Genomic DNA, 17,677 nt, shown 5'->3' with positions numbered 1-17,677 from the left:
GCTGAGAGGTGTAAGTACGGTTTTAGGAGGGAGTATGGTGCTGTCGAAGTTGGCGACAGACTGTGCTTACCTCATGACTTAGATATTCAGGTATCCAAGCTGAAGCTGTTAAAGGCGAACCACACCAGTCAGAAGTACCGCTTAGAGGACAATATCGTGAAGCATTACCCTGTGCAGATCGCTTCCATGAAGGAACGCCTTGCAGGGTATCGTGCCGACATTCAGACCTACACACAGAATAAATTCCCGGACAAGGACACTTTCTCCATAAAAATCGGAAACCGGGTATATACGGACAAAAAGGAAGCCGGGGCAGCACTGATTGATATGTGCCGGAGCGCAAAACAGCCAAATATGGCGGTCACAATCGGGGAGTATCAGGGATTTAAGATGAGCGTTTCCTTTGATTCGTTCTTTTCCAAGTTTACGGTGAACCTAAAGGGCAGCATCACCCATGAGGTGGAAATCGGCACTGATCCGTTGGGAAATTTGCAGAGGTTAAATAACGCTTTAGAGGGCATGACCGGGAAAATGGAAACGGTGGCGCAGAAGCTGGAGAACGTGGAGCATCAGCTTGAAACCGCAAAGGTGGAGGTTACAAAGCCATTCGCACAGGAAGCGGAGCTTGCGGAGAAACTGGAACGCCTGACAGAGCTAAATGCCCTTTTAAATATGGACGAAAAGGGCGGCGATGGGATTGATATGGACGATGAGCCGGAGAATGACGGGGAACAGGAGGAACTTGATACAGAGGAAATGGGGCATGATGCGGAAGCGGTGGCGGATGCGCCTTTCAGACCGCAGGTGAACCGGGCAGTATCGGAGAAGGTGGCGGAGCATGGGAAAGAGAGGATGTTAGCCGACAGTCCGAGATGCCGCATTTCCGTAAAAGAGAAACTTGCCGAGATGCGTGAGAAGGCATACGGGCAGAAAACGCCGGAAAAGCCGGATATTTCAAAAGGTAAAGGTAAAGAGGAAAGTTTATAAGGAGGGCAAAATGGAAACAGCGGGACAGAACACAAAACAAGTCATGGAGGAAAATGATGTATTAAAGCAGTTCATGGAGCTGCTTAACCAGCAGAACATGAAAGAGCAGTCACAGGATTTTATGGGTGTTTTCTGGTATGTGGCGGGTATGCAGGTACAGCTTGCCGCAATGGTGGGTGAATTACAGGGTGTCCGGGAGCAGCTTTCTCAGATGCAGGAGAAACAGCCGAAGTCCGTTACGGAGAACCTTATGGAGAAAATATCCAACCTTCAGGAGAAAATCACAAGCCTATCGGAACGTCTGACAGCGGTAAGAAACCGTCTTGTGGAAACAGCAGCGCAGGCGGTCAATACCTTTAAAGAAAAGGGAAAGGTGGAGATGTGCAAGGTTCTCCAGAAAGGAATCTCCGGCATGAAGTCCATGCTTTCCGGCTACCGGGAGCGTCTGGTTGACGTGATGACGGACTGTGAAAAGACAGCCAACCAGATTGACAGCATCGGGGACGAGTTAAAGCAGATCGGGAACAGCGTTTCCAACGTAGGCAGGCTGTTAGCCGGGAAAGGAACGAAAGAGGTATCGGACGAAAAGCCGGGTGTCGGTCTGACAAGGGCGGTCAACACGCCTGTAAAAAAGGCGGTGGAGAACCTGCGGAAGAAGATTGACGGGACGGATCAGGCGTTTGAAAAGCTGGATCGGCTCTCTGCCCGTCTGGATGCCGGGAAGGAAGCGGAGAAAGGAGGGCGGGTGTCCGTAAAGGATAAGCTGTCGCAGATGAAGGAAAAGGTGGGACAGCAGAAAAAAGCGCCGGAGCCGGATAAGGCAAAAAGCAAAGAGGAATGTTTATAAAACTATCAGCAAATAAAAATATCCAAAGCGGGGGCAGACAGGGAAACTTATCTGCCCTCTGTTTTTATGGAGGAAAAGGAGAGAAAACCATATGGCAGATGCAAGAACTGAAAAACAGAAAGTAAAAGAGATAACGGACAGGCTGGAGGAAGGCTTGAAGGAGCTGTTTGAAGGGGAGAAATATAAAAGCTACCTGAACACCATGTCAAAATTCCACAATTACAGCGCAAACAATATCCAGCTCATAGAGATGCAATGCCCGGATGCGACATACGTTGCCGGGTACAAGGCATGGCAGAGGAATTTTGAACGCCATGTAAACAAGGGCGAGAGGGGTATCCGTATCCTTGCGCCTGCGCCCTATAAAATAAAACAGGAACAGGAGAAGATTGATCCGGTAACAAACGAGCCTGTGCTTGACCGGGACGGGATGCCCGTCATGGAGGAAGTGGAGATAAAGATACCTGCCTTTCGTGTCGTGACAGTGTTCGATTATTCCCAGACGGACGGGAAAGAGCTTCCCGGACTTGGCGTGAGTGAACTGCATGGGGATGTGGAGCGTTATCAGGATTTTATGGAAGCATTGGAGAGGGTTTCCCCTGTCCCAATCCGATATGAGGAAATGGAGGGTGACAGGAAAGGATATTTTATTGATTTAAGCCGCCCTATCGCCATTAAAGAGGGCATGAGCGAAGCCCAGACCGCAAAAACCGGAGTCCATGAAGTGGCGCACGCAAAACTCCATGCAAGGGAGATAGAACATGAAACAGGGTTTGACAAAGACCGGGAAACGAAAGAGGTGGAAGCCGAGAGCGTTGCCTACACCGTATGCCAGCATTTCGGAATTGACACGTCCGATTATTCTTTCGGGTATATCGCCGGGTGGAGCAGCGGAAAAGAGATGCCGGAGTTGAAATCTTCCCTTGACACTATACGCCGGACTTCCTCGGAACTGATAAAGGGGATTGAAGCGCAGCTTCTGGAGATTGAAAAGGAACGTGCTGCAGAACAGTCACAGGAGGACATTATCCTGCTTGTGTCAAATACAGACCGTTCCGAATATGACCTTTTGAATGTTAAAGGCATGGAGAGGACGGAAATATTTAATCTGTTGTCTGCCATGAAAGACGATGACAGGCAGAGCGTGGAAGCCTACCTTGAAAGAGCCGGGGCATGGGTAACGCTGCTTGCCAATGAACGGAGTGAGGAAGTAGGGGAATACCATTTAGACTATGCCTATGATACGGATACCCATGAGATAACCGATTACAAGGCATTGCAGGAAGAACGGGAGAAAGCCAACATTCCGATTGAATATGGCGATGTGGTTGTGAGATTCTCCACGCCGGACAGCGGGGAATATGAAACCATTAAAATCACAAATATGCAGTCGGAAGTGCAGAATACCCTGTATGACATACTGATGCGTGAAGTGGACGGGCAGGAGGGAACTGCTCTGGATTATCTGCGTGAAAAGGGTTTTGAGTTTGTGCCGATTATGAGAAGCGGCGGTTTGAATGACGGTTATCCGCAGTTCTTTGATTATGACATGGATATGACGGAAAAGGAGCTTTATATCGCTTCGGAGCTTCCGGCAACGGTACAGGCGGAGCAGCTCATTAACCGCATGGAATTTCACAGGTCGGTATATGACAGCGATGAGCGCAATCTGATTATGAACCATGCGTATAAGCTGGATGATATGTATAAGACCACTTCCCTTGCACACTCCATTGCGGAGCAGAAAGACGATTCAGCCTTGCTTTGGGAAACGATCAGGGTGGCGCAGGAAGAAATTGACGCTCTCCCGGACGGAATGGTGGGGCTGTCGGAAATGCGCGAATACGGGTATTCATGGGATGAAATGCTCCCTCTCACAAAGGATATGGCATCGGAGCTGTTCGGGGAAGATGTGTCGGTGTACCAGCTCCACGCAGACGGTTCAGAAACGCTTGTGGAGGACAGGGCGGCATTGCGGGAGCATGACGGGCTGTTCGGCGTGGAAAAAGGTGATTGGAACGCTTATAAGGAATACCAGTCCATGAAGCAGGAATTGGAGGACAGCGAGCCTAACCGGGAAGCACAGCTTTTGTATGGAAATGAGGGCGGGTATGGCATCTACCAGCTTAAAGATTCAGCGGAAACAAGGGATATTCGTTTTATGGATATGGATTACCTCGAAAAAGAAGGTATCCCGGTTTCCAGAGAGAATTACACCCTTGTCTATACCGGGGAACTGAAGGAGGGCATGAGCCTTGAAGATATTTATACCAAGTTCAACATAGACCACCCGGCAGACTTTACCGGGCATTCCCTTTCTGTGAGTGACGTGGTGGTGCTGCATCAGGGCGGGGAGAATACAAGCCATTATGTGGATTCCGTTGGTTACAGGGAGATACCGGAGTTTACAAAGGAGCTTTCGGTATCGGCGGAAATCAGCACAGAAAAAAATGCAGTCAGGGAGGAAACAGCGGAAATCCCGGCAGAAGCAGCGGAAGAACATACAGCGGCAGAGCCGGACAATGACAAAGTTTCCTATTATGTCATTGAGGATTTATCCACTTGGGCGGAGAACAGCCCGGAAAAAAGCAGGCTGGAGCGTTTTGAGAGCCTTCCGGAAGCAATGACGAAATTCACAGAGTATCGGGGAAAGGAAACGGAGGACAAGCCGGATATGGCGAGGGCAACTTTCGGCTTCCATGTCAATGGCAGCGAATTTGACCTGATCCACGTCAGAAACCATGAAAACTGTCTGTCACTGGATTTTACGCACAGCAAGGCGGCGGTGGAAAGCAGCCGCTTCATGGAGGATTTGCAGGCTTTAAATCACGAGGTCGGCTTTGACAAGGTACGGGTTCACCGGGAAATGTCACCGGAGGAAATCAAGGATTTTGTGAAACAGCGGTTTGAGTACCAGCTAAAGAGCAGCGGTCTTGACGATATTTCCCTCTATATGGACAGGTTTGATGCCCTCTATGAACAGGGGAAAATGGAACACCTTATGCCAACAGCCAACCAGAAGCATATCGTGGAAGATGTACCGTTTACGGAGTGGGAAAATCCGTACATAGATGCCAATGTTAGGGAAGCGGACAGGGTGGAAACAGAGCTTGCCTTCCGTCTGGCAGACCGTTATATCAGTATTCAGGAAGCCACTGAGGGGTATGATTACACCATATATGATATGGACTACCGGGAACTGGACGGGGGTGTATATGACAATCCGGACATAACAATCAGACAGGCACTTGACGAGATTGTGACGGATTTGAAAGAGCCAGCGCACAGGAGCAGTCTGGAGGGCAGTATCCGCACTGACGATGAACTGATACCGATTGATTATGACGGATTGATAGAAAAGGCAGAGCAGGCGGCAAAAGAGCATCTTGAGGAACGTATCAGAACCGAAGTGCCGGAAGCGGTGGAAAGCAAAGTGATAGCCGATTTTAAAGCCAGAACTGAGGAATTATTTAACCCTGTCAACGGGCAGACACAGGAAGATATAGAAATGAGTGTTTACGCTTATTTACAGTCCAAAATTGACGAGTATGGAATGGATATAGAGCTTGTGGATATGGCGGTTACAGGGAGCAGATGCAGAGGTTTGGAAGAACCTGTATCTGACCTTGACGTGGCTGTGGAGTACTGGGGCGGGGAAAACGAAGATACCTTGTTCAATGCCTTCAACGAGGACGGTTTTACAATCGGCGGCGTTAAGGTAGACATCAATCCCATTACAGAGGGCAAGACCGGGACGCTTGGGGAGTATCTTCCGAGTGTGGAAGCCTATCTTGAGGAAAAACGAGCCGCCCTGCAGGAGAAAGCCGCAGAGCAGGCACAGGAGGAAAAACAGACGGTTGTCACCCTTACAGTGGCGGAGTGCGGGGAATTCCACAATTTCGGAGAGTACCATGAGGGGATAGCAGACGTCCCGGAAGCAATCGCTATTTTCAACCAGATACCGCCGGAGAGGATGAACGGTATCCCAAGCATCGGCATCAATATCCATACAGAAGGGACAGAAAGCTATGAGGACACGCAGATGGATATTGTTTCGGGCAGAGTTGCGGATTTGGAGATTCTGGACTATGTGCCGGATATTACAGATAATCCGAAGGCGGTGGAGGTCATTGCGGAGCTGATCGACAAGCTGCCGGATATAGAGGTCAGGGGTTCTCTGGAGAAGTGGCAGGCGGCTTTCCTTGCTGCGGAGATAGACCAGCTTGCCTACAACTACGACACTGTTCAGTACAATCAGACAGTGGAGGACAGGGAAGCGCAGATGGCGAATATCACAGAGGACATCAGGAACGGGAATACCGGGTATCTGAATGATTTCCTCAATGCGCTCATTTCAGACAGTATCCGGGAAGGCATGACGGATGTTTTCGGGAAAGGGACGGAGCTTGATGACAGTGAGGGCGTACAGACCGCAAGGAAGGCGAAGGAGCTGTTAGATAAGCTGGCAGAATACAAGCCGCTTGCAAAGATTGAGGAACTGGAAGAATGTAACTATAACATGATTGATAACGTTCTGAATAATGAGAAGCCGAAGGAGGAAAAACAGACAGGCAGAATTTCCATAAAGGAAAAGCTGGCGGAGAAAAAGGCGGTTATCGAGCAGAGGGATAAGTCGGAGAAGGAAGCCCCGGAAAAGGGGACAGAGAAAAAATCGGAGAGGGAGATATAAGAGCATGGCACAGATACAATATAAGTTCAATAAAAATGATGAATATCTGACACCTCCCTATGCGGTATATCCGATTATAAAACGTTTGAAGGCAAATACAACAGTATGGTGTCCTTTTGATATGGAGAACAGTCAGTTTGTGAAAGTGCTGTCGGAGCATGGTTTTTTAGTCATTTATAGCCATATAAAAATGGGGCAGGATTTCTTCTTAATGGAAGTGCCAGAATGTGACTACATTATCAGCAATCCCCCATACAGTCAAAAAGGCAGGGTATTGGAAAGGCTGTATGAGATTGGAAAACCGTTTGCAATGCTTATTAACTTTCAGGGCATATTTGACCATAAAGAAAGATTTCGGCTGTTTAAGCAGAACCGGGTGGAAATGTTGTGGCTCAGTCCAAGAGTAAATTATATTGGCATGGAGAAAAAAGCAAACGAAAGAGTGCCATTTCAAAGCGGCTATATTTGTAGCGGAATATGCAGTAACCAACTGGAGTTTGATTATATGGAAATTCATAGAAAAGGAGAGGGAGCTAATGGATAAATTTACAGTGGAAGAAATCAATTTGATGTGTGTGTTTGAGGGGCAGGACAGGACGGGCATGATTGCCGACATAAAGAACGTAATCCCCCACATACAGGACAGTGATATGGTGGAGCTTGCCGGACAGGTCTTAGGGAAACTGGAAGCCATGAGCGATGCGGAATTTGCAGAGGTGGCATTGGAAGCGGCGGAGTGATTAACGCAAATCTTTTATAGCATTATTCGACATAACGTGCTATAATTCTCTTAGTCAGATTAGAGCAGGTAGGGATAGTCTGCGGTTGTCCTTTCTGGAAACGGAAAGGAGGTCGGTATGAATACGTTAGAAGTGCTTACGTTGGTGCTGGTGATTTTTGCAGCCTTAACATACATAGACAATAAACACAACCGCAAGTAACGGAAAAGGCTATCTTCTACTGCCATAGAGGATAGCCTTGTAATCCGTAATTTTTTACGCTTTATAAGTTTCCGATTGAACAACCGTCGGACGTGCAATATCCTCCGGCTTCTAAGATGATTATAAACCAACACTGCGAATTTTGCAAGAGGGTTTAGGAAATGGGGGTGCTTCGGCGCTCCTATTTTTTTGTGGATTTGTAGACTATATTACAGGAATATGGTCTTGTTTACAAGAATTTTTTTAAATTTATATAATAAAGTAGGAAGGAATGGGTGGGATTCCGCCGCAGTCGGCATTGTGGGAAAATCCAAAAGTTTAGATTTTCCCACGATGCTTTTTTGCTTTTAAAGCCCTTTTCAGACAGGGAATTATCGGGAAGGGTTATTATCCCGGTCTGGCTGTTCCTGTGCGCTTTTTGGCGGCTCTGTGCGCCCTAAATACTGGTTCAGGTTCTCCAGTTTCCGGTTCAGCGATTTCAGCTCTTTTTCACAGTTTTTGTATGTGGCGGTCAGTTCTTTTTTCTGTGCGGTCAGCTCCTGATACTCCGCTTTCAGCTTGTCGATGTTCAAGCCTTTTAAGGGGATGCCCGCCTGCTCCAGCATACGCCTTGCGCCGCCATAAAGGATAATCTGGCTCTCATGCTTACGGAAATAAGCGTCAGGGTTTTTGGACTTCTTATAGGCGGTATGATACGCTTTATTTGCCTTGTACTGCTCCGCATATTTGATGATTTCCGCAAGGTCTTTGATGCGGTTCTCCAGCTTGCGGACAGTCTGCTTTGCTTCCTTCCCGGTGGCGGCTGTGGTGGCGATTTTCTGCTCTAATTCTTTTATAGAGCCTGCTTCATTATATGCCTGTGCCGCAATCTTTAAATTCTCAACCGCCGCCCACCTCTGCAGCCCCGGACTGTTCTGGAATTTCTCATCGGAGGTATCAATCAATCTCTTATTTGCGTAATCCCTTTTCGGGATAACTGCCTTCCGTTCCCGTTTCAGTTCAATCCGTTCTTTGATGCGCTCCTTCGTGTATTCCTTTCCGAGTGACTTGATGCTGCCACGCACAAAACGGTCTTTGCCAAGTGGACGGAAGGAGATAAATTTGAGGGCGTCTTCCCCAAAAGTTTCTCCTTTTATCTCATAGCCTTTTGCACGCATCAGGAGCAGAAATTCTTCATAGGTGGAGGATGATTTTATGGCGGCGTTGATGTCTTTCCTTATCTGTGTTTTCCATGCGGAGCTGTTCTTATCTGCCTGCCATTCGTTGTATTTTTTCCCACGCTCCCCGCCGGGGATAATGACAGAAAGATTATGCTCGCTGCACAGCTCGTCACTTAATTTTCGGATACGGTAATAGCTCTGCTTACAGTCGTGATATTTATCATGCTCTATGTTGTCGGCGGCACAGAAAATGATATGGTTATGGACGTGACCTTTATCAATATGTGTGGTGACAACATAAGAATATTTCCCCTCTAAAACCTTGTCCGCAAGTTCCTTCCCGATCTGGTGCGCTTCGTCAAAGCTGACCTCACCGGGAGCGAAAGCCTGTATCAGATGATAGGCTTTATTGGGGCTGTTTTCCCGGCAGTGGTCTAAGGTGTATTTGAAGTCAATCGCTGCGGTTTCCGGCGCACAGGCGTAGGAAGAAATGTAGATGCTTCCGTCTGTTTTGTCCGGGTTGCATATGTAGGCTACCGCTTTATCAACGGTTGCTGTGACAGCATGGATTTTTGTGACTGCCATACCTGTTTCATCAACTCCTTTACTTCGTCCATATCTTCCTGATAGACGTGGTTTGTGCTGTTAATCCTCTTTGCAATCTGGTTCAGACTTGAACTGATCCGCCCAAGCTCCGTATTGTATTCCCGTAAAAAACTGTAATCCACGTCATAGACATATCCGTATAGAATCAGTTTCCGGATAAAAGCCGATTTGCTTTTCATGCCGGACAGCTTAAACTTCTCGTCAAGGATATATTGCTCCTTGTCATCTAAGTGAAATTCATTCCGGTTGGTGCGTGTCCTGTTTGCCATTTTTACATCGTCCTTTCTAAATTTGGGCATAAAAAAACTGCTGTAACTTGTCCGGTTTACAACAGTCTGGTTTCGTGTCTGTTCAGTTGTTTTGGATAGAATTATCCATGTGTTATTGTAGCAAATCTGCGTGGGAAGGTCAAGGACTTGCAGAGAAAAACGCAAAGAAAACCAAAGAGGGTTAGGGATACTTCCCTATGGAAATTTCATCATACGGACGGTAGGGAAGTATGGGGAATTTCGCCCATGTGTCCGGACATGGGCAGTGCTTGCTATTCTTGCTATTCTTGTCTTTCGACACTCCCAGAGGGTGTGTCGGTGTTCCGATTGCTTATGCAATTTGCTTGGAACACAAAATTTTAAAGAGAATATTAAATCAATATATGGCACAACAAGGGGATTGACAAAAGGGAATACCTGATATATAATGAACGAAAGTTCAAGATTGGGGAATTGAAGATGGCACAAGTGCTTAAGGACGAGATTAGAGAAAATATACTAAAGGCGGCATTACAGGAATTTTTTGAAAAAGGGTACAAGTCGGCAGCTATGCGCCATATTGCAACACAGGCTAAAATTCCCACAGGTCTTATTTATTCTTATTATGAAAATAAAGAAGCGCTTTTTGAAGCAGTTCTTAGACCAGTACTGTATGATTGGGAACGAGTATTAACCTCAGGAGGGGAAGATAACAGTAAGCATACGGATAGCGATATTTATGGACTTAGCAAAGCGGAAACAGAATGTATCTTGAATTTATTTGATCATCGGCAGGAGTTTATCATTCTGATTGATAAAAGTGAAGGTACAAAATATGAGAATGAAAAAGAACGCTTTGTTAAAGATATAGAGGAGCATTTGAATAAACATCGGAATGATGACACAGATGATACAGTCTTTTTGCATATCATCGCCAATAATTTTGTGGACGGTTTGATGCAGATTATGTATCATTACAAAGGAAAGGAATGGGCGGTTATGATACTTCATAAATTATCAAAAATGTATTTGTCGGGAATTGGTCTTTAGACCAATTCCTTTTTTTATTGAACAATATTGAATTTATGTTCAATATTAGGAAGGGGAGATTTTGTATGATGTCACTACTAATACGGTTATTTATCAAAAATGAGGAAGATATTTTAAATCCTAATGTAAAAAAAGCTTATGCTACATTATCCAGCATTGTTGGGATTACATTAAATCTGCTTTTATGTACAACAAAAATCATAATTGGTTTATTAAGTCATTCTGTTGCAATATCCGCAGATGGATTTAATAACTTGTCAGATGCGGGAACGAATGTAGTATCACTGCTAGGATTTAAGATTGCAAAATTTGGCAAGGGAAGTATGCATCCTTTCGGGCATGGAAGAATTGAGTGGATCATGGGAATATTTGCATCTATAGCTGTGATTCTTATGGGAATAAAACTTGTAGAAACTTCTGCCCAAGCAATAACGAGTCCACAGGCACCTTCGTTTAATGCCGCTGTTGCAATTGTATTGATTCTCTCTATTTTTATTAAGGTTTATATGTATTGTTACAATAAAAAGTTTGCAAAAATTACCGATTCTGAAACTTTAAAGGCAACCGCTGTAGATTGTATTAGTGATTCTTTTGCTACCAGCGCAGTTTTAATTTCGTCTGTTTTTTCTTATATGACGCATTGGAAAATTGACGGCTATTGTGGAGTGCTTGTATCTATATTCATTACTTTTGCGGGCATAAAAAGTTTATGGGAAGTTTTAGGGCGAATTATGGGAAAGGTAGCAGATGAAGATATACTGGAAACTATTTTACAAATGACAAGGGAATATTCAGAAATTATTGCCGTTCATAATCTGATGCTCCATGACTATGGTTTTGGGTATTTTGTTGTTTCAATGCGTGTTGATGGATACAAAAAAGATAATGAGAAGCTTTATGCCGCAGTAAATGAGATTGGTTATAGCTTATATCAAAAATTCCATTGTGATTGCTTTATACAAATTGATTATCTTTTGAATGATGAAACAGTCATGGATTATATCAAAGAGAAAATATATGCAGTATTAAAAAAATATAATGCTGAGATCAAAATAGATAATTTCAGGTTGATTGAAAACGGAACTTATACAAATGTGGTATTCAATATGCTCTACCCTTCTGAATTACAGAAAAGAGAAGATGAAATTTATAAGGACATTACAGAGAAAATTGAATCCGAAAATCCGGGGTACCGTACCATAATCAAAGGTATTATACGGCGTGAGCGTTTAAGTTTGCGCTGATAATATAAAAATTCAAACGAGGAGGATATTAAGATGACAGAAAAATCAAATCGTATCTATTTATTAGGGGAGGCAGATGTTGCTTCCGCATTGCTAAAATTAGGTATACCAACAATGGTCGGTATGCTGATTTCCGCTTTATACAATGCCATTGATGCGTATTTTGTAGGTGGCTTGGGAATGAGTCAAATGGGAGCGGTATCTGTTGTATTCCCAATTGTACAGATTATTATAGGTTTGGGAATGATGTTCGGGGCGGGAGCTTCTTCTTACATATCTCGTCTGCTTGGAAAGGGAGATAATGAACAGGCAAATAAGACTGCTTCTACCTCGCTTTTTTCAGGACTTCTTGTAGGGGCAATTATTATAGTAGGAATTATGGTTTTTCTTGACACTGTACTTACTTCACTGGGTGCGACTGAAACGATTTTACCTTATGCAAAAGCCTATGCCCGAATTTATGTAACAGGTTCTATTATAAATGTTTTTACCGTTATGATGAACAATTTGCTTACAGCGCAGGGAGCTACAAAATTCACTATGATTGCTATGCTTACAGGGAGTATTGCCAATGTAATATTAGATCCCATTATGATTTATGGTATGGACTTGGGAATAGAGGGAGCAGCCATTGCTACAGTCATTTCTTTATGTATCAATATGGCAATTTATATTGGATACATAGCAAAAAAGAAGGGTGTTTTAAGGTTTTCGGTTAAGAATGTAGCACCTTCAAAAATAATGTATGCAGAAGTTTTGAAAATAGGTATACCCGTACTTTTATTCCAGCTTCTTGCAAGTGCGGCTATGGGAACTGTTAATACGGCATCAAAACCATATGGCGATTATGCAGTAGCAGCTATGGGAGCAGTTACCCGTATTATGACAGTTGTAACCTATGTTGTTTTTGGATTTCTGAAAGGATTTCAGCCATTTGCAGGATACAACTATGGAGCAAAGAAATTTGACAGATTGAAAAATTCTATTAAACTCTGCATGACTTGGTCAACAGTATTTTGTGTAATTGCAGGTATTATCCTTATTGTGTTTGCAAATCCAATTGTGTCTCTTTTTGGTACAGATGCAGAGATGATTGCTTTGGCGGAAACAGCCCTTAGGCTCAATGCAGTACTATTTATTACATTTGGTTTTCAAATGGTATATGCGTCACTATATCTTGCTATTGGCAAAAGTTTAGTGGGAAGTGTGCTGAGTTTAAGCAGACAAGGTATTTTCTTTTTCCCTCTGGTTATCATGTTGCCACATTTGTTTGGCTTGACTGGCGTGATATGGGTACAGCCAATGGCAGACTTTTTAACAACAATCCTTACTATAATTTTTGCAGTCAAAATTAATCGTAGTTTATCTATGGAAATAGCAAAGGAGGGGGAATGAATTGGAGCTAGGAAAATCTAAAGAAGATTATTTAAAGGCAATTTTAATTTTGCAAAAGAAAATAGGTAATGTCCATTCAGTGAATGTTGCTGAATATATGAGTGTTTCTAAGGCAAGTGTTTCTGTGGCAGTAAAGCAACTCCGTAATAAAGGTTATTTGGTGGTGGATGAATCTGGAAATCTGTGCTTTAGCCAAAAGGGACAAAAATTGGCATCACAGGTATATGAGAGATATGATTTTCTGACTAAATTATTTTGTCAATTTGGTGTTCCTGTTGAAATTGCCAGAAAAGATGCTTGCTTACTGGAACACGACATAAGTAATGAAAGTTTTGAAAGATTGAAATGTGTATTTGCCTAGCAAATTAAAATGATAACTCCGAGCGGCGATGTCGCTCGGAATACCAAACATCATAAAGGAACGATTATGTGGGGTTCTTTTTTAAAAGTGCCCTACCTGTTGCTAGCAAAACAGACCGTTGATATGTATCGCATTGATTAAATATCTGTATCATTTCTTGATAGTCAGGATCAGTCTGGTCATTATTGGGTGTGATATAGGAATCGGCTGACATATTCAATGCTCGCATAATTTTACAGAAAAGCGGAATACTTGGATTCCCCTTACCATTTTCAAGGTTTTTATAATATTGCGGATGGCAGTCGATCATTTCAGCAACTTCCTCTTGCGTGAGCTGGAGCCTGTTGCGGTGTTCCTTCATAAGTTCGCCTAAAGTTTTGGCTGTGCTCGCCATAGTTATTCACCTCCGAGATTTCTTCGTAAGTAGTGTATAACGATACCTTGAAAAAGTGAAAAGTGTAAGAAAGTAAATATAAGTAGTGTATTAAGCTACACAAGAACTCAGAGTTTCTTACGGATTAAAAAAAACATAATCCGTAGGAGACCTTTTTGAGTGCTTTCTATTTCCAAGCGGATTATGCGGAGAATTACCATGCGCAAAGTCCGGTATAGGGGAAGTATATATTTGTCAAAAAAATCTATATCTGTGTAATTCTCAAAAACACCCTTGCAAGTAGTCTTAGAGATTACTTGTTCGTAACTGTATATCTTATAGATAAAGAACGTCCAATAGGCATTAAGCCTGTCCGGGCGTTTTTTATATACAAAAAATTTTTTAAAAATTTTTTACTCCCACCCGAACATCAGCCTACCGCCATTTGGCAGATACAACGGAAAGGGAAAAGGCGTATGCCTTTGTCACGTCACAACGGGGGAGGAGGTGAACTCGTATGAAGAAACCTTCTTGCCATGATGAAATGACAATCAGGCATCGCTTTGACCGCCTGTGCCAGATGTCGCTCAAAGGCGAAGCAATTAACTATTACCGGCACATGGATTACCGCAGGGAACATGAAGCCATGTTTTCTGAACTGTCTGAAAAGGAGCTGAACCAGTTGTTTGTTATGGACGAGTACGGAGTGGAGAACAGTCATTTTACAGTGCATGGATATGACATTGAAGTAAAGGACACCCTGATTGCGGAAGCATTGCAGGCACTTTCGGAACGGAAGCGTAATGTGATACTGCTTTCGTATTTTCTGGAAATGAGCGATGCGGATATAGCAAGGGAGATGAACCTTGTCCGCAGCACAGTCCATGAACACCGGACACGCTCGCTTGAGATTTTAAGGAAGATTATGGAGGAAAAAGCAGATGACAAAAAGATGTAAGAGCAGAGAAGAAAAGAATTTGCTGCCTTTCCATATCATAAAGGCAGCATCAGAAGGCGATGTATTGGCAATCAACAAAGTCCTGAAGCACTATGAGGGATACATAATTACCCTGTCCACCCGGAAGATGTATGACGAGAGTGGGCGGCTTCACTTTTGTGTTGATGAAACACTGCGCCGGAGGCTTGAAACAAAGCTGATTACAAAGATACTGGCGTTTGAAGCGGTATAAAGGGCGGTTAGCTGCCCTTTTCCATAGCTAATAGAGTTTAGAGCGTTGTACCTTGATAATTGAATACTGTATTGCATACAGGACGTGAGGATATGCAGAGCCACTAAGCAGATGCGCCATGACGTACCTGCCCTGTCTGAAACAGGGTGAAATGCGAGGAAATGTTGGAAAAGTGCATTGAAGCAAAGGTAAGGAGCGAGTGAGATCGGGCAAAATATGTAGCAGTTACATGGGGCGATGAAGCATATCTGTGATAATGATACTTCCGGGTTGCGGGGAAACCGCAATCCGGTCAATGAAATGACGGTGCAAGACCGATGTGGGCGGTGTAATGAGCTGCCACCTGTATTGCAGTTTTATCTGCTAATAAATGGGGAGAAGTGTATTCTATCTGTTTATTAGCAGATAAAGCTGTGCAATGATTGGAGGAATTTATGGTAAAAAAAGTAGACAGAAAGAAATTTGTCAGATATAAGGAAGGTGCAGAAATTTACAGCATGGGTTTGACAAAATTTCAGGAGCTTGCAAAGCAGGCAAACGCTATCTATAAGGTAGATAAATTAGTATTGGTAAATTGTGATATTTTCGAGCAGTATTTGGAGTCTTTTAGAGTAAGTGAGTGATTAAAGTAAAGAGAGTTTCGTGACAAATAATCGTTCTACAAAAAGTTCTTGACTTTTCGTAGAACGGGAATTATAATGGTATTAGTTATGAAGGAGGTGCATAGTAAATGCCGAGAACGGGACGTCCAAAGACCGACTCGCCTAAGCTGAGGTCGTTAAGCCTTCGGGTTGACGATGCCGAGTATGAGAAGCTGAAAGACTATGCTGCCAAACATGACATGACCATAACGCAAGTGCTACAAAAGGGTGTTGAAATACAATACTCAATGGAAGAAAGTAAGTAGCAGTACGAAATATCTCTTTCCTTTTGAAAGAAAGGAGCAGAGATGGCAAAAGCAAGAAAAGACCATAGGGGCAGAGCTTTACGGAAAGGAGAAATCCAGCGCAAGGATAAATCATATATGTATACCTATACTGATCCTTATGGGAAAAGGCGGTATATATATGCGAATGATTTGGTAGAGCTTAGGGAAAAAGAAAAGCGGCTGATGAAAGACCAGCTTGACGGTCTGGATGTATATGCGGCAGGAAACGCCGATTTGAATTTTGTTTTTGACAGGTATATCACAACCAAGACAGAGTTAAGGCGGACAACTTACACAAATTACACCTATATGTATGACCGATTTGTAAGGGATGAGTTCGGGAAACGGAAGATTGGGACGATAAAGTATTCAGATGTGTTGTATTTCTATTATCACCTGTTAAATGACAGGGGGATGCAGATTAACACCCTTGAAACAATCCATACTGTCCTCCACCCGACATTTCAGCTTGCAGTGCGGGATGACATCATCAGAAACAATCCGAGCGATGGTGTGATGGCTCAAATCAAGAAGAAGCCGGGGAAAAATCATGGTGTACGCCATGCCCTCACACTGGATCAGCAGAGAGCCTTTATGGACTACACAGCCAAAAGTCCGGTATATTGCCATTGGACACCATTCTTTACAGTATTATTAGGAACAGGGTGCAGGATTGGTGAAGCAATCGGCTTGAGGTGGGAGGATATAGATTTTTCAAAGAGGACAATCAGCATAAACCATAGCGTTACTTATTATCCCCGGCGAAATGATACTACAAAATGTGAGTTTGGAGTATCCCTCCCGAAAACAGAAGCGGGTATCCGCACGATTCCCATGATGGATGCAGTATATGAAGCGTTCCAAGAGGAATACAGCGAGCAGAAGGAAGAAGGGTTCAATACTACGGTGGTTGACGGAATGACAGGCTTTATTTTCAGCAACCGCTTTGGCAATCTTCATAATCCGCAAGCTGTAAACAGGGCAATCAAACGGATATATGAATCGTACAATGCAGAGGAAGTGTTAAATGCTAAAAAAGAAAAAAGGCAGCCGGTCATAATACCTCACTTCTCATGCCACCATTTAAGGCATACCTTTTGTACAAGGTTCTGCGAGAAGGAAACAAATGTGAAAGTGATACAGGCGATTATGGGACACGCCAATATTGAAACAACGATGGACATATATGCCGAAGTCACTGACATGAAGAAACAGGAAGCAATACAAAATTTATCACGCAATCTTGATGTATTTTAGGAAAGAGTCCGAAACGGATAAATGAGTACAGCAAATTGTGTGGTTTACAACAAATTTACATCAAATTTGAAGTTTTACTGGTAGAATAACACATCATAATGAAGTGTTGAATTGTGAGAAAAAAGCGGAGATAAGCGGTTATGAAGAATAATGAAGTAAGTCGTTTGCCTTTCCCGACGATGAAAACGCTTGGCGGAAAAGACCAGTAAAATCAAGGGTTTGCGGACTTAAAGACAGTATGGTACGACAAGAGTACGACAAAATAAACTCTCTTAACGGGTTAAAATAAATGATTTTAAATTAAACTCGTGTCAGTTCAAGTTAATATTTTGTACGATAAGGACATTTTTCTAAAAGAAAATTTTAGGGAAGTGTCCTTTTGTTATGGTCAAAAACAAAA

General features: G+C 43.5%; 15 protein-coding genes and 1 pseudogene. 13 read left to right on the top strand and 3 right to left on the bottom strand.

Going from position 1 to position 17,677, the window contains the following annotated elements; genetic code table 11:
• The 5 genes and pseudogenes from NFS31_RS24405 to NFS31_RS24385 all read left to right on the top strand — a co-directional run.
• Positions 1 to 987: pseudogene (locus tag NFS31_RS24405) on the top strand (DUF3849 domain-containing protein); the annotation flags it as partial.
• A 10-nt stretch (positions 988 to 997) separates the two neighbouring features.
• A complete protein-coding gene (locus NFS31_RS24400; RefSeq protein WP_251501051.1) occupies positions 998 to 1,834 on the top strand; it encodes a DUF6674 family protein in 837 nt (278 codons plus the stop codon).
• A gap of 91 nt (positions 1,835 to 1,925) precedes the next feature.
• Entirely contained in the window at positions 1,926 to 6,524 is a 4,599-nt protein-coding gene (locus tag NFS31_RS24395; RefSeq protein ID WP_251501050.1) for a YodL domain-containing protein, read from the top strand.
• Positions 6,525 to 6,528: 4 nt separating this feature from the next.
• Positions 6,529 to 7,068, top strand: a complete 540-nt coding sequence (locus NFS31_RS24390; RefSeq protein ID WP_251501049.1) for a sugar-phospahte nucleotidyltransferase — start codon at positions 6,529 to 6,531, stop codon at positions 7,066 to 7,068.
• The gene (locus NFS31_RS24385) at positions 7,061 to 7,264 is read left to right on the top strand and encodes a transposon-transfer assisting family protein (RefSeq protein WP_120447174.1); all 204 of its coding nucleotides are present in this window, start codon (positions 7,061 to 7,063) and stop codon (positions 7,262 to 7,264) included. Before NFS31_RS24390 ends, NFS31_RS24385 begins: the two co-directional genes overlap by 8 nt.
• Positions 7,265 to 7,836: 572 nt before the next feature.
• Here the strand turns inward: NFS31_RS24385 and NFS31_RS24380 are convergent.
• Together NFS31_RS24380 and NFS31_RS24375 are read right to left on the bottom strand one after the other, a co-directional pair.
• The gene (locus tag NFS31_RS24380; protein WP_251501048.1) at positions 7,837 to 9,210 is read right to left on the bottom strand and encodes a relaxase/mobilization nuclease domain-containing protein; all 1,374 of its coding nucleotides are present in this window, start codon (positions 9,208 to 9,210) and stop codon (positions 7,837 to 7,839) included.
• Complete coding sequence (locus NFS31_RS24375; RefSeq protein ID WP_089774763.1) at positions 9,159 to 9,500, bottom strand: MobC family plasmid mobilization relaxosome protein; 342 nt, start codon at positions 9,498 to 9,500, stop codon at positions 9,159 to 9,161. Before NFS31_RS24375 ends, NFS31_RS24380 begins: the two co-directional genes overlap by 52 nt.
• A gap of 459 nt (positions 9,501 to 9,959) precedes the next feature.
• Here NFS31_RS24375 and NFS31_RS24370 point away from each other — a divergent pair, with 459 nt between their 5' ends.
• The 4 genes from NFS31_RS24370 (at position 9,960) to NFS31_RS24355 (ending at position 13,529) form a co-directional block, all read left to right on the top strand.
• A complete protein-coding gene (locus NFS31_RS24370; RefSeq protein WP_251501047.1) occupies positions 9,960 to 10,529 on the top strand; it encodes a TetR/AcrR family transcriptional regulator in 570 nt (189 codons plus the stop codon).
• Positions 10,530 to 10,594: 65 nt separating this feature from the next.
• A complete protein-coding gene (locus tag NFS31_RS24365; RefSeq protein WP_251501045.1) occupies positions 10,595 to 11,773 on the top strand; it encodes a cation diffusion facilitator family transporter in 1,179 nt (392 codons plus the stop codon).
• 33 nt (positions 11,774 to 11,806) lie between these two features.
• Complete coding sequence (locus NFS31_RS24360; protein WP_089774767.1) at positions 11,807 to 13,168, top strand: MATE family efflux transporter; 1,362 nt, start codon at positions 11,807 to 11,809, stop codon at positions 13,166 to 13,168.
• Position 13,169: 1 nt separating this feature from the next.
• Complete coding sequence (locus tag NFS31_RS24355; protein ID WP_016284430.1) at positions 13,170 to 13,529, top strand: metal-dependent transcriptional regulator; 360 nt, start codon at positions 13,170 to 13,172, stop codon at positions 13,527 to 13,529.
• 64 nt (positions 13,530 to 13,593) lie between these two features.
• On the opposite strand, the gene NFS31_RS24350 is transcribed toward NFS31_RS24355, so the two are convergent.
• On the bottom strand, positions 13,594 to 13,923 hold the full coding sequence (locus tag NFS31_RS24350; RefSeq protein ID WP_251501043.1) for a helix-turn-helix domain-containing protein: 330 nt from the start codon (positions 13,921 to 13,923) through the stop codon (positions 13,594 to 13,596).
• Between the two features lie 496 nt (positions 13,924 to 14,419).
• Between NFS31_RS24350 and NFS31_RS24345 the strand changes: the two genes are divergently transcribed.
• The 4 genes from NFS31_RS24345 to NFS31_RS24330 all read left to right on the top strand — a co-directional run bounded on the left by NFS31_RS24345 (position 14,420) and on the right by NFS31_RS24330 (position 17,277).
• Positions 14,420 to 14,860 (top strand): RNA polymerase sigma factor, encoded by a 441-nt coding sequence (locus NFS31_RS24345; protein ID WP_115624085.1) that lies wholly within the window; start codon positions 14,420 to 14,422, stop codon positions 14,858 to 14,860.
• On the top strand, positions 14,844 to 15,092 hold the full coding sequence (locus tag NFS31_RS24340) for a helix-turn-helix domain-containing protein (RefSeq protein ID WP_251501042.1): 249 nt from the start codon (positions 14,844 to 14,846) through the stop codon (positions 15,090 to 15,092). Before NFS31_RS24345 ends, NFS31_RS24340 begins: the two co-directional genes overlap by 17 nt.
• 434 nt (positions 15,093 to 15,526) lie before the next feature.
• Positions 15,527 to 15,715 carry a DUF6462 family protein gene (locus tag NFS31_RS24335; protein ID WP_016298949.1) on the top strand — a complete coding sequence of 63 codons (189 nt, stop codon included), beginning with the start codon at positions 15,527 to 15,529 and terminating at the stop codon, positions 15,713 to 15,715.
• A 326-nt stretch (positions 15,716 to 16,041) separates the two neighbouring features.
• Positions 16,042 to 17,277 (top strand): site-specific integrase, encoded by a 1,236-nt coding sequence (locus tag NFS31_RS24330; protein WP_251501040.1) that lies wholly within the window; start codon positions 16,042 to 16,044, stop codon positions 17,275 to 17,277.
• The last annotated feature ends 400 nt before the right edge of the window (positions 17,278 to 17,677 follow it).

This window comes from Otoolea muris, assembly GCF_943193115.1.
GTDB lineage: Bacteria > Bacillota > Clostridia > Lachnospirales > Lachnospiraceae > Otoolea > Otoolea muris.
The sequence above is the reverse complement of the archived record's forward strand: the minus strand, read 5'-3'. Positions and strand labels throughout refer to the sequence as shown.

Excerpts from the sequence above, each read along its gene's own strand:
- NFS31_RS24395 (WP_251501050.1), top strand. The coding sequence starts at position 1,926 with ATGGCAGATGCAAGAACTGAAAAACAGAAAGTAAAAGAGATAACGGAC.
- NFS31_RS24360 (WP_089774767.1), top strand. The coding sequence starts at position 11,807 with ATGACAGAAAAATCAAATCGTATCTATTTATTAGGGGAGGCAGATGTT.
- NFS31_RS24330 (WP_251501040.1), top strand. The coding sequence starts at position 16,042 with ATGGCAAAAGCAAGAAAAGACCATAGGGGCAGAGCTTTACGGAAAGGA.
- NFS31_RS24380 (WP_251501048.1), bottom strand. The coding sequence starts at position 9,210 with ATGGCAGTCACAAAAATCCATGCTGTCACAGCAACCGTTGATAAAGCG.
- NFS31_RS24350 (WP_251501043.1), bottom strand. The coding sequence starts at position 13,923 with ATGGCGAGCACAGCCAAAACTTTAGGCGAACTTATGAAGGAACACCGC.
- NFS31_RS24370 (WP_251501047.1), top strand. The coding sequence starts at position 9,960 with ATGGCACAAGTGCTTAAGGACGAGATTAGAGAAAATATACTAAAGGCG.
- NFS31_RS24345 (WP_115624085.1), top strand. The coding sequence starts at position 14,420 with ATGAAGAAACCTTCTTGCCATGATGAAATGACAATCAGGCATCGCTTT.
- NFS31_RS24400 (WP_251501051.1), top strand. The coding sequence starts at position 998 with ATGGAAACAGCGGGACAGAACACAAAACAAGTCATGGAGGAAAATGAT.
- NFS31_RS24335 (WP_016298949.1), top strand. The coding sequence starts at position 15,527 with ATGGTAAAAAAAGTAGACAGAAAGAAATTTGTCAGATATAAGGAAGGT.
- NFS31_RS24340 (WP_251501042.1), top strand. The coding sequence starts at position 14,844 with ATGACAAAAAGATGTAAGAGCAGAGAAGAAAAGAATTTGCTGCCTTTC.
- NFS31_RS24365 (WP_251501045.1), top strand. The coding sequence starts at position 10,595 with ATGATGTCACTACTAATACGGTTATTTATCAAAAATGAGGAAGATATT.
- NFS31_RS24385 (WP_120447174.1), top strand. The coding sequence starts at position 7,061 with ATGGATAAATTTACAGTGGAAGAAATCAATTTGATGTGTGTGTTTGAG.
- NFS31_RS24390 (WP_251501049.1), top strand. The coding sequence starts at position 6,529 with ATGGCACAGATACAATATAAGTTCAATAAAAATGATGAATATCTGACA.
- NFS31_RS24375 (WP_089774763.1), bottom strand. The coding sequence starts at position 9,500 with ATGGCAAACAGGACACGCACCAACCGGAATGAATTTCACTTAGATGAC.